14 protein-coding genes are annotated in these 11,587 nt (G+C 52.1%); 9 read left to right on the top strand and 5 right to left on the bottom strand.

The features are described 5' to 3' along the window. On the top strand, positions 1-193 hold a 193-nt coding region (locus H8Q75_RS11815; protein ID WP_297041934.1), incomplete at its 5' end, for a hypothetical protein. Positions 194-451: 258 nt separating this feature from the next. Beyond that, entirely contained in the window at positions 452-1,147 is a 696-nt protein-coding gene (locus tag H8Q75_RS11820; RefSeq protein ID WP_297041936.1) for a hypothetical protein, read from the top strand. A gap of 9 nt (positions 1,148-1,156) precedes the next feature. On the opposite strand, the gene H8Q75_RS11825 is transcribed toward H8Q75_RS11820, so the two are convergent. Then, positions 1,157-1,906: a hypothetical protein gene (locus H8Q75_RS11825; protein WP_024124443.1), complete on the bottom strand. Its 750-nt coding sequence runs from the start codon at positions 1,904-1,906 to the stop codon at positions 1,157-1,159. Positions 1,907-1,980: 74 nt separating this feature from the next. On the opposite strand from H8Q75_RS11825, the gene H8Q75_RS11830 reads away from it, so the two are divergent. Next, positions 1,981-2,661: a response regulator transcription factor gene (locus H8Q75_RS11830; RefSeq protein WP_024124442.1), complete on the top strand. Its 681-nt coding sequence runs from the start codon at positions 1,981-1,983 to the stop codon at positions 2,659-2,661. 6 nt (positions 2,662-2,667) lie between these two features. On the opposite strand, the gene H8Q75_RS11835 is transcribed toward H8Q75_RS11830, so the two are convergent. Further along, positions 2,668-3,570, bottom strand: a complete 903-nt coding sequence (locus tag H8Q75_RS11835; RefSeq protein ID WP_297041941.1) for a ChaN family lipoprotein — start codon at positions 3,568-3,570, stop codon at positions 2,668-2,670. 113 nt (positions 3,571-3,683) lie between these two features. Here H8Q75_RS11835 and H8Q75_RS11840 point away from each other — a divergent pair, with 113 nt between their 5' ends. From H8Q75_RS11840 to H8Q75_RS11850, 3 genes are all read left to right on the top strand, one after another. Then, the gene (locus H8Q75_RS11840) at positions 3,684-4,943 is read left to right on the top strand and encodes a bifunctional oligoribonuclease/PAP phosphatase NrnA (protein WP_024124440.1); all 1,260 of its coding nucleotides are present in this window, start codon (positions 3,684-3,686) and stop codon (positions 4,941-4,943) included. Between the two features lie 34 nt (positions 4,944-4,977). Beyond that, positions 4,978-5,496, top strand: a complete 519-nt coding sequence (gene sixA / locus H8Q75_RS11845) for a phosphohistidine phosphatase SixA (protein WP_297041942.1) — start codon at positions 4,978-4,980, stop codon at positions 5,494-5,496. A gap of 111 nt (positions 5,497-5,607) precedes the next feature. Beyond that, positions 5,608-5,982: a hypothetical protein gene (locus H8Q75_RS11850; RefSeq protein ID WP_024124438.1), complete on the top strand. Its 375-nt coding sequence runs from the start codon at positions 5,608-5,610 to the stop codon at positions 5,980-5,982. Here the strand turns inward: H8Q75_RS11850 and H8Q75_RS11855 are convergent. Both H8Q75_RS11855 and H8Q75_RS11860 read right to left on the bottom strand, forming a co-directional pair. Continuing rightward, positions 5,951-6,361, bottom strand: coding sequence for a nuclear transport factor 2 family protein (locus tag H8Q75_RS11855; RefSeq protein ID WP_024124437.1), 411 nt, complete (start codon positions 6,359-6,361; stop codon positions 5,951-5,953). The two genes, H8Q75_RS11850 and H8Q75_RS11855, sit on opposite strands and share 32 nt — an antisense overlap. A 78-nt stretch (positions 6,362-6,439) precedes the next feature. Further along, positions 6,440-6,937 carry an orange carotenoid protein N-terminal domain-containing protein gene (locus H8Q75_RS11860; protein ID WP_297041945.1) on the bottom strand — a complete coding sequence of 166 codons (498 nt, stop codon included), beginning with the start codon at positions 6,935-6,937 and terminating at the stop codon, positions 6,440-6,442. 265 nt (positions 6,938-7,202) lie between these two features. Between H8Q75_RS11860 and H8Q75_RS11865 the strand changes: the two genes are divergently transcribed. The 3 genes from H8Q75_RS11865 to H8Q75_RS11875 are packed head-to-tail and all read left to right on the top strand — an operon-like array spanning position 7,203 to position 11,090. Then, a complete protein-coding gene (locus H8Q75_RS11865; protein ID WP_024124435.1) occupies positions 7,203-8,297 on the top strand; it encodes a hypothetical protein in 1,095 nt (364 codons plus the stop codon). A 2-nt stretch (positions 8,298-8,299) separates the two neighbouring features. Further along, positions 8,300-10,174 (top strand): tetratricopeptide repeat protein, encoded by a 1,875-nt coding sequence (locus H8Q75_RS11870; RefSeq protein WP_297041947.1) that lies wholly within the window; start codon positions 8,300-8,302, stop codon positions 10,172-10,174. Further along, complete coding sequence (locus tag H8Q75_RS11875; RefSeq protein WP_024124433.1) at positions 10,158-11,090, top strand: 5'-nucleotidase; 933 nt, start codon at positions 10,158-10,160, stop codon at positions 11,088-11,090. The genes H8Q75_RS11870 and H8Q75_RS11875 overlap by 17 nt, the downstream gene beginning before the upstream one ends. 151 nt (positions 11,091-11,241) lie before the next feature. Here H8Q75_RS11875 and H8Q75_RS11880 read toward each other — a convergent pair. After that, the coding region (locus H8Q75_RS11880; RefSeq protein ID WP_297041951.1) for a ribose-5-phosphate isomerase A at positions 11,242-11,587 on the bottom strand (346 nt) is incomplete at its 5' end.

Raw genomic sequence — 11,587 nt, forward strand, 5'->3', positions numbered from 1 at the left:
GCTCCCAAGTTCAGACTCAATGTGTAAATTTGTAAATGGTTTATTAAATTTTACGGTGCCACGTAGTGGCTATGCTGCAGGGCATTTACACAAAAAAACTATTTGTATCCCTGAATACTTGACGATATCAGATTTCAGACCTTATAAAAGAAGCATACTTCATCCAATGGAGTTGGGTTTTCCTTCAATTTAAGCTTAGCTTAAGTTAACTTCAATGCCTTAGGTTTACTTGTAAACCTGAAGTGGCTGGCATTTCCCTGAGGGTAGCAATTATTTTTTAAAGATATTTTTTAATTTCTACTAATTTTTACTCCCCTAACCTCTGGATTTGTTAGGTAGGTACTATGTATTCATCATTCACTTACCCCTTGCACACCTGAAACCATGTTCATGTCACGTGCGCCTTTGCTTTTCGTTCCTCTGTACTGTCCTGACTTTGAGGGTTCCTGCTATGCAAATTTCTCCCATGATTCGGTACTATGTGCGGCGCTTACTAGCAGAGCATCCTGCGATTCTCTCCTATGGGGGTTGCGATCGCTCTCCACGCAAGATCAATAATGAGGAGGATCTAGATCGCTACATCAACTTCAACCACTTAACATATCCACAGCTTAATCAATTAGAATTTCTTATCAATTTGCATCAAAAAATAAAAGCTAATGACCCGCATCAAACCCTTCAGCTACAACACATTGAGCAAAGAATTTTTGATCTCGTGGGTCTTGACCTGCCAGTGTCCCAGAATGCGATTACAGAGCTGTTATCCTTCTTTAGCGAACTGGCTAACACAGACAACAAACGTCCTGCTCCTCCCGCCAACCAAGAAGCCACCACGCTCTCCGAATACTATGAGCTCTTTCGACGCATTACAGAAGTGGCAGTGCGCTACCTAGGGAAAATGATTGTCACCAACTATTGGTTGCTGACCCGTCCCCGTGAAAGCTGGCTGGCAAAAATTCAAGTGGAGCAGTTCCACAACCGTGACTTTAGACCCTGTGACCAGCTGCTCACTAACCAGGAGGCAGAAACCCTGAAACAGTGGATTCATAATTTCATTCAGCATTGCTGTCGGGTGCTGCCAATTCTTCCTCGCCTTCTTTTAGAAGCGGGGATTCCTTGCTACTTGTTCTACGATCTGGTTCATTGATAGCAGCAATTATCTGAGGGATTCCCCTCGAAAGAGGTCAAAGGGTTCTAAAAGTCTTTGCAGTACAGTTGCCAAGTTTGCATTCAGCGTTTGGGGAGTGTCATAGACAAAACGCTGACGACTGGGAACTTCAATGGGTAGAAGTGCCCGCTGGCTTGGGTGCTCCTGCTGAATAACAAGGATTTGATTGCGCCGCTTACTGGCAAGGGCGTAGCCTAATTCCAGGGCAATCAGGGTGGGCAAGTGGCCATTTTCAACTGCTGTACCATCGGCAATAAACAGGAGCGAGCGACGCAATTGGCTGATCACAGGACTATCGAGATGCAGAGGGGCAGTGGCTGAGCGTGGACTTTCGACCAGTGCTAAGGGGAAGCGGCTGGGGGTATTGGCCACAAATGCTTTGAGAGCTGTGCGAATCTCGTCACTACTGGAGCTATCTGCGGCACTGAAAAAGAGAATCGGTTCTAAGTAAGCCTGGCGATCGCTCTTGATGAAGTAGATTTCATGACTGAGAATATCAATGTTAGCGATCGTATAGCTACCACTGCCCTCAATATAAAATTCCACCGTTTCGCCGAGGCGATAGCGTTGAAACCACTCCGAACGCTGGACTGTTTCCAAGTCATCAAGAAAGTCAGCCCGCAGGGCCGTTTTCAGTAGGCTACTCTTGTTGAGCCGTAAATCGTGGGGGCGTTGCTCGAGCTGTTCGAGGGGTTCATACTGCGGTAGGTACCATGCCCGCAGCACAATAATCGCCATTCAATCCTTCCACCTAGATACTGCCAATTATGTTAGAGCATAAAGTGAAGTCCTACGGGCGCAGGAGATAGCCAATGACAGCAAAATTACTGCTAGTGGATGATGAACCAGGGGTACGCGAGGCAGTGACAGCCTATTTAGAGGACAGTGGCTTTGAGGTGACAGCAGTGGCCAATGGCCAAGCTGCCCTAGAGTACCTAGAAACCAATGTACCCGACCTGATGATTACGGACATTATGATGCCGCACATGGATGGCTATGCCTTTTTGGAAAAGGTGCGCCAACAGCCCCATCTCAACCATATTCCCGTCATCTTCCTCACAGCGCGGGGCATGACGCGCGATCGCATCCAAGGCTATGATGCTGGCTGTGATGCTTACCTGGCCAAACCCTTTGACCCCGAGGAACTGGTGGCCATTATTAAAAATCTGCTGCGCCGGCAAGCGGCTGCCCGGGATGAGGCAGAACCCAATCTGGCTAACCTAGCCCAACAAATTGCTGAACTGCGGGCAATGCTCCTCCAACGGGGCAAAGGCTATCCTACTGCTCCCCCGATTCAACTGGAGCTCACCCCCCGTGAAGCCAGTGTCCTGCAACTGGTGGTTAAGGGTCTGATGAATAAGGAAATTGCTAGCCAACTAAATACCAGTGTTCGCAATATTGAAAAGTACGTCAGTCGCCTTTTTGTGAAAACGGGTACTAGTAGCCGCACAGAACTCGTGCGCTTTGCCCTTGAACATGGCCTAGCTGACTAGGAGAGGCTAGGGTGGATCATTTTGCCAGAACCAGTCGGCAATGCCGGGTTTGGCTTTTTCGGTTGCTGTCGGATTCAGGAGGATAATTGCTTGGCGCAGGTTGGGGGAAAGCCGTCGCTGTACCCGTTGGGGAATGCCATCCCCAAAATAAACATGACCCCGCCCCGTCAGCACCACAATCAGGCGATCGGGATGCTGCTGATGATGTTTAGCAACGACTTTGGCCATGGTTTCATCCCAAAGGACTTGGGCTTGGTAAAAGAAGTCAAAATTCATACTGTGGCTTACCCCTTCATGGGCAGCAATAAAAATCTCCTGCAGGCGATCGCGATAGGCGGTGTTACTCAAGTCAATATCTGCCAGGGGCGGAATATAGCGAAAATCCTCTTCCCCTAGGCTCTCTAGGCCTTGGCGTGCCACTTGGCGAGTGACTTCGGTGGGTGTATTCAAGGCAATTAGGGGAATCTGCTGCTCCTTGGCAAAGCGAAAAATCGGTGCATACAGCGACCAAGGAAAGCCCCAGCGCTGGGCATATTGGGTTTGCACCAGCAATTCCATCTCTGTGATTTCACCGCCAATGTAGGCATCCAGGGCGGCTTGAAAAGGACGCTGAATCATTTCTAGGGCGATCGCCAGGGGGCGCCGCCGCTGCAATTCCTGCAAAATCAACAACTGTGCCGCATGATCAGCAACGCTGTCATGGGTTTCACCGAGGTAGAGGATGTGCTGCCGCTGCCACTCCCCATAGGCTCGCTGTAGGGTGACTGCTTCGGTGCCTCGCCACACCTGCTGCGCTTTGCCGCTGGGGGTTCCTGCGAAAAAGAGGGCGATCGCCAGAGTGAAGACTAAAGGCTGCCAAGGAGGGAGCGATCGCCACTGCCACAACCGCTGTCCAAGGGGGGATGCCAAACGGTAAAATATCTGCCAAGATCGAGATAGAGTCGTTGACAGTATAGTGACGACAATTCTCTTCTGGGCGTTCCCCATTGGGTTCAACCCTGCTATCCAACGCTGAAACAACTATGCACTCTCCCTATCCAGTTGAAGTCAGTGAATCTGCTCCCAGTGACGTTGAGGCGACACACCTTGAACTGAATGGTAACGCACTGGTGAAAGCAGACACGAGCAAAACGGATTTAGTGAAGGCAGAAGTTCGCTTGAGTGACCCCCGTGCTGAGGCCCTACGGCAAATGCTGGAACGCCATCGCGGGACGCGTCAGTTGATTATTCTCCAAGACTTTCCTGACCCAGATGCCCTCTCGTCGGCATGGACCTATAAGCTGATTGCTGAGCAATTTGAGATTCAGTGCGATATTGCCTACGCCGGTGCCCTCAGCCATCAGGAGAATATTACCCTAGCGCGGCTGACGGGGATGCCCCTAGTGCGCTGGTCTGTGCAGGGAACTAAAAATAAAGAGCAGCGGGACTGTAGCTGCTACCAGGGCTATGTCCTCATTGATAACCAAGGCACCACCAGCCAATTGCTCCCTCTGGTGCAGGAGGCCAGGCTGCCAGCGATCGCCATTATTGATCACCACAGTCTCCAAGAAACTATTCAAGCCGAGTTTACAGATATTCGGCCAACGACCCGCGCCACCGCCACTATCTTTACCCAATACCTGCAAGCAGGGCTCCTCACTCTCGATAGTAGCAACCCGGTCCATGTGAAATGTGCCACAGCTCTGATGCATGGTCTGCGCTCCGACACCGATTGCCTCAAACAAGCCAAAGAAGAGGACTTTCTAGCAGCGGCCTTTTTGAGTCGCTTCATTGACTATCAACTGCTGAACACCATTTTGCAGTCCCACCGCTCGAAGCAGGTGATGGATGTCATCGAGCGATCGCTGAAAAACCGCTCTATTCACAACAATTTCTCAATATCTGGCGTGGGTTACATCCGCTACGAAGACCGCGATGCCATTCCCCAAGCAGCAGATTTTCTGGTAACCGAGGAGAACGTCCACACCGCCGTTGTTTATGGCCTTGTCCACGACGAAGATGAAGAGGTAGAACTGATTATTGGCTCGCTGCGCACGACAAAAATTACCCTTGACCCCGATGAGTTTATCAAGGAGGCCTTTGGTAAGGATAGTCAGGGCCGCTTCTTTGGTGGTGGTCGCTCCCAAGCTGGCGGTTTTGAAATTCCCGTGGGCTTCTTGTCGGGGCTCAATGAGAATCCAGAATACGCTAAACTCAAGTGGAGCGTTTACGATACCCAGATTAAGCAGAAGCTCCTCCACCTCGTCAATCCCAAGAACAATGTCCTCCACGGCACGGAGTGAGGCACGGTTCGCAGTCGTCAACTTTTAGGTCTTTATGACGGAGCTAACAGTCTTTTTTTTCCGCCACGGCCTTGCGGTCGAACGGGAAATGTTTGCAGGCAGTGATAGCGATCGCCCCCTAACGGCCAAAGGCGAAAAGAAAACCCAGCAGATTGCGCGGCGGTTACTCGATTTAGGCATTGAGGCAGAACTCATCCTCTCCTCCCCACTGGTGCGGGCACGGCAAACGGCAGAAATTCTCCTTGAAGTGGGGGTTGCTCCCGAGCTGATAATTTCTGACCTACTGGCTCCGAGTGGCAGCCTGCAAGAATGGCTCCGTTGGCTCAGCCACTGGCGTCAAGAACATGCGGGTGCCCTAATGGCGGTGGGTCATGAACCCAATCTCAGTCACTGGGCAGAACTTCTCACCTGTGGCAAAGCCTTGGGACACATCGAACTCAAGAAGGCAGGCATCATTGGCTTGAAGATTCCAGAAACTGATCCCCTTGGCAATAGTCAACTCTTTTGGCTGACGTCTCCCAAGTTGTTGCTCAGTGGCCGTGGCCTTGCCTGACTACAAGCGTCTATTCCCATACCTCGACCCGCTCGCACGACTTTCCCTAAAGCGACAAAATAGAAAACAAAGAAAACAAAATAGAAATACTGCCTGCCAAAGGATAGAATCGTGAATTCTGAGTCGCCAATTACAGAACATTTACCGCCAGAGGTTCTCAGTTGGCTGTATGCCTATCAGCGGGAGCATCAATTGGCTAGCCTTGAGGCGGCAATTGTTGACATTGTTTGCAAATTTTATACCCAAGCCAATCATTTGCCTGAACGGGTGGCGAATCTAGAGCGACGAGTCAATGCTCTCAGCCGTGAAGTGATTTATCTGCGCCAACAACTGTCCGAGAACTGCGATCGTCTGCGGGAACAGTTAGCAGCGGTACGCCTGAGTCATTCTGGTATTCTCCACAATTTGCGCGATCGCGTAGAGGCCTTAGAGTCCGAGGTGTTTTCCAGTCGCCCTAGCGCTGCTGACGCAGAGGCTGATAGTTGAGGAGTTCCTCCAAGGTGGCTAGCAAATCCACTTTCACAAACGTGATTTGATTCTTAGGATTGAGGCCAAATTGCCAAGCGACATTGACACTAAAGAGGGGGAGCTTAGCTTTACCGATGAGGCGGTAGCGACGTTCTATGCCCTCTGTGCTCAGTAGTTCTCCTGTGCGGGGTTCTGCTCGCATACCCACGGCTTCCAGGTGGAGATAGTGGGCGATCGCCCCACGGCCAATGATGGGATCCTCAAAGGGTGGATAGAGCACTCCCTCCTCAGCAAACAGGCCAGCCACATCCTCGTAGCGTTCACCATTGAGGGCAGCAAAATAGGCAATCAGCGTCGGTTCATCAATACCGGGAATGGAATGAACAAGATGGGTCATATTTTCAGGTCCTCAGGGGTTTGAATCGAGAAAAAAAAGGGAGCAAGTTGCCCCCTGGCGTAACCCATGGCATCTCAATTAGACGGCAAGGGGATCCACACCCATGGCGACCACCGCATTCCGCAGGACGGTAATCTGTTGACCAAAGTCAAGGGCTTTGATGGCCTCAAACACGCGATCAGCATCGCGGCTCAGGGTATAACCGGGGGGCACAGGTACCACAAACCCCTGTTTCATCAGTTCTGCCAGTTGGTACCAGAAGCCGAGCTTGGTGTTGGGGCTAAAGACCCCGTAGGCACGGGTGAGAGGGGTGTCCACATTGGCCACCAAGTCACGCATAAATTGGAGTTGCTCATCAAAACTGAGGGCTTTGACCTGATTGAGTAGCCCTTCCGCCAGCTGTAGGCGAGCCGTACCAGGGGCGGCGGCTGTAATTGAACGACCCGTTTCAGTGTAGAGGAACCACAGGAGTCCTAGTTTGTCATCGACGCTCAGGCAGTTGAAAAGCGTGGTGACCTCTTGAACGGCCGTAGCGAGTGTTGAGGGAGTGAAACGAGTATCGGTGGTGTAGGTCATATGCTTCAGAGATGTTAAATATCTAGCGTGTTGCTATGGTTATCTCTGCCTCCTAGTCAATAGTATGTTACATATCTTTATAGAAAGCAACATAAATTCATAAATACCACCAATAAATCTATCTTATGTATTGCTTGAATAGATTGGAGTAAATCTATTCTAGGTACCCAGCGGGAAATGAGTGATTCAAAAAAAGACTCTGGGAATACCACTAGCGAGTTGTTACAAATGTTAAGATTGCATCGGTTTTGGTAAAAACACCCCAGTGGCTCGACCGGCTCTCTACGTGGCAATCACCAATCATGGCTTTGGTCATGTGGCGCGGACAACGGCGCTCGTGAATGCCATTCGCCGCCAAGTGCCGGATCTTTTGCCGCTCATCGTGACGGCTGCTCCCTATTGGTTGTTGCAGGCAAACCTGGAGGGGGAGTTTATTCATCGTCCCCGTGCCCTTGATCTGGGGGTTGTACAAGCCGATAGTCTGCACATGGATTTGACCGCAACCCGTGCCAAGCTCTTGGCCCTGCAGGCGGCAGCCCCTGAGTTAATCCGCGCGGAGGTGGATTTTATTCAACAGAATCGGGCGCAGTTGGTGTTGGCGGATGTTCCACCGTTGGCGGTGGCGATCGCCCATGGAGCCGGGGTGCCCTGTTGGATGGCCAGTAATTTTGGCTGGGATTTTATCTATCGCTCCTTTGGCGATGATTTTATTGAGATTGCGGATTGGGTGAGTGATCTTTATAGCGGGTGCGATCGCCTGTTTCAACTGCCCTTTGCTGAGCCCCTCAATGCGTTTCCCTGCAAGGAACCGGTGGGACTGACGGGAGCCGAACCGCGTTTTGAACCAGAGGAGTTGCGGCAGCGCCTTGGCCTTGCTACCCCCCGCGATCGCACGGTTCTATTGACCTTTGGTGGTTTGGGCTTGCAAGCCATTCCCTACGAAGCCCTCAAGGCGTTTCCCGATTGGCAGTTTCTCACTTTTGATGGAGCTGCGCCGGAGAATATGCCAAACTTACTGAAGCTCTGTGGTCGTCAACTGCGGCCGGTGGATGTGATGCCCCTCTGTGGTCGAGTTGTGTCCAAGCCCGGCTATGGCACCTACGCCGAGGCCTGTCGCTTGGGGGTACCGGTGGCAACGATTCGACGTGATGATTTTGCTGAAGGCCCCCTTTTGGTAGCCGGATTACAGGCACACCACTACCATCAAATCCTCAGCCATGAAGAGTTTTTGGGTGGTCATTGGGATTTTCTGCGAATAGAACCGCAGCCGCCCCAAGACCCCACCCCCTTGAATCTCAACGGGAATTCTACGATTGCCACTGCTGTTGCCTATTATTTGAATAACTGCTCATCACAATAGCCGTGGGTATCCTTGGGTGGCGGACTGCCTCGCTGCTAAAAAAGGCTTGGCAACTGTATCAACAACAGCACTGGAGCAAAGCACAGCAGTGTGCACGTCAAGTTATTGAACAGACGCCGCAGCCAGAGGCCTATTATCTATTGGGGTTAATTGCTGAACAACTGGCACAGCCCCTTGAGGCGCGGACAGCCTACGAGCAGGCGATCGCCCTTGATCCGTGGCATGCTCCTTCCCATTATCGCTTGGCAGTCGTTCTCCATGATTTGCTGCAGCAACCGGCGGCTGCCCTTACCCATTATCAACGTGCCCTTGAAGTCAAGCCGGAGTGGGTAGAAGCCCATAGCAACTTGGGAAATGCCTATCTGGACTTGGGGGATACTGAGGCAGCGATCGCCTGCTACCAAAAGGCTCTCTCCTTGAATCCCGACTTGCCCACGACCCTCTATAACTTGGGACTCTGTCTGCACGCCCAAGGCAAACTCACAGAAGCCACTGCCTGCTATGAACAGTCACTGTACCTTGAACCGGGTCAAGCGGATGTCCACAACAATCTGGGCAGTGCCTATTTAGAACTGAAGAACTATGCAGCCGCCGCTGTGCAGTTTCAAGCTGCCCTAGGTGCCAATCCAGAACTCTTAGCCGCCCACTACAACCTGGGCTACGCCCTCCATTTACAGGGCAACCTCGCCGCTGCTCGCGATCGCTACCAAGAAGTGCTGCTGCGGGATAACAAGCACCCCCAGGCGCTGTTGCAACTGGGTCAAATTTGCCTTACTCAAGGAGACCTTGCAGCGGCAATTAGTTATTACCAACGTTGTCTCAGTGTCGATCCCCTCAATAGTGCAGCCCAAGCAGGGTTGGCCACAGCCCTTCTGGAAAGCGGCGATCCTCAAGCTGCCCTCCTTCACTTTCGCCAAGCCGTTGCCCTTGACCCCCAAGCGGTGGAGGTGCGGCTCAATTTGGCCTTGGTCCTGCTCATGTTGGGGCACTTCCGGGAGGGATGGCAGGAATATGAGTGGCGCTGGCAGCAGTCCAAGGGGGGATTGCGTTCTTATCCCCAACCCCGCTGGCGAGGTCAGTCTCTGGCGGGAAAAACACTCTTTGTCTATAGTGAACAAGGCCTAGGGGACTGTATTCAGTTTGCACGCTTACTGCCTTTGCTGGCCCGCCGTGCCCAACGGGTGATTTTTGCTGCCTACCCCCCCTTGATGCGCCTCTGTCAAACCCTGCCCGCTATTCAGGTGATCAGTACTGAGGATATCCCGCCGGAGTTTGACTACCACAGCCCCCTGTTGAGTTTGCCTGGCTACTTAGGCATCGATCAAGAGCACTTTCCCAAGTTCAGTCCCTATTTTCAGTTACCCGCCCCCCGACCCCACAGTATGTTTAATGTGGCCAAACCGCGGATTGGTCTGGTTTGGGCCAGCCATAGTCAAACCTGCACCACAGCCCAGCGGTCCTGTCCCCTCGAGTACTTCCTGCCGCTGCTGCAGGAATTGGATGTCCAATGGTATAGCCTGCAAAAGGAGCGATCGCCGGCGGAGGGTGAATCCCTACGGCAGGCGGGGGTGATTGACTGCCAGCCCTATATGGGGGACTTTCTGGATACGGCGCTTTTGATCCAGCAGTTAGATGCCGTAGTTACCATTGACACAGCCGTGGCCCATCTAGCGGGTGCCCTGGGGAAACCCCTGTGGATTCTGTTGCCCTTTGTGGCAGATTGGCGGTGGTTCTCTCAGGGATCGCGATCGCCTTGGTATCCTTCAGCACAGCTCATTCGTCAACCCCGGCGCGGCGATTGGCCGGGGGCGATCGCTCAACTGCGCAGTGCCCTTCAATCCCACTATCGGACACGCAGCAATGGGATACCCAATTGAAAAGAAATTAGTGATTGCGGTGGCCTCCAGTGCCCTCTTTGATTTGGGGGAGGCGGATGATGTCTTTCGCAATGAAGGGACCGAAAAGTACCGCCAATTTCAGCGAGAAAGGAAATATGATGTCTTGCCGAAGGGGGTGGCGTTTCCTTTTATTCGCCGCTTTCTGAATCTCAACCGTGCCTATCCCGAACAGGAGCCAGTGGAGGTGGTGCTCCTCTCTAGAAATGATCCGGACACAGGTCAGCGGGTCTTCTATTCAATTCAACACTACGGCCTCAATATCACCCGCGCCGCCTTTTTAGGGGGAAAATCTCCCCACCCCTACATTCCTGCCTTTAATGTGTCTCTGTTTCTTTCGGCAAATGCAACGGATGTGCAGCAGGCGATCGAGGCTGGTTATCCTGCAGGCATGGTCATTCCCTCCACCATCACCGATCACGAAGAGGATGCCGAGTTGCGGATTGCCTTTGACTTTGATGGCGTACTGGCGGATGATGAGGCCGAAGTGGTCTTTCGCCAAGGGGATCTCGAGCAATTTCAAGCCCATGAACTGCAAAAGGCCGATATTCCCCACAATCCAGGCCCCTTGAGTGATCTCTTCAAAAAACTGTCGGCCTTTCAACAGTTAGAGATGGTCAAAGAGCAACAGGATGCCAGCTATCGGAGGCTATTGCGAATTGCCATTGTCACTGCCCGCAATATCCTGGCCAGTGAGCGGGTGGTAACCACACTCAACAGTTGGGGAGTCATGCCCGATGAAACCTTTTTCCTAGGGGGTATCGAGAAAGTGCGCATTCTTCGGCAACTCAAACCCCACATTTTCTTCGACGATCAACGGACCCACCTGGAATCAGCAGCAGGAGCAATTCCCTCTGTGCACGTGCCCTTTGGTGTGCGCAATCATGGGCAGACTTGAGGCCCATGGCATCAATTTTGAACATCAATTTTGAATTTTGAACGATGTGGGGGTGTGATTTCCCGATTGTCAGTTAGCGGCTGGGCTCAAGACACTCCGTTTCTAGCTGCTGTTGACCGCCGATGAACGACAGAGAACAAGCGGCCTCGCCTTAGCGCATTTCCCGCACATGGGGTTGGCCATCCAGGATTTCGCCAATGAGAATCACATCAGCAAGGTTGACAAAAAGACCATTTTCGACAACGCCGGGAATGTTGTTAATTGTTTTCTCCAGTTCAGCGGGGTTAGGAATATCATCAAACTTGACATCAAGGACAAGGTTCCCTTGATCTGTGACCACTGGGCCGTCTTTTTTGACCCCCATCCGTAGTTCCGGCCGCCCCCCCAGGGCCTGCAGGGCACGGGTGACAGGAGTGATAGCAAAGGGTAAGACTTCCACCGGTACGGGGAAGGTGGAACCCAATTGCTGCACCAGTTTACTACTATCCACCACCACC

This window comes from Thermosynechococcus sp. OHK43 (assembly GCF_014466085.1).
Lineage (GTDB): Bacteria > Cyanobacteriota > Cyanobacteriia > Thermosynechococcales > Thermosynechococcaceae > Thermosynechococcus.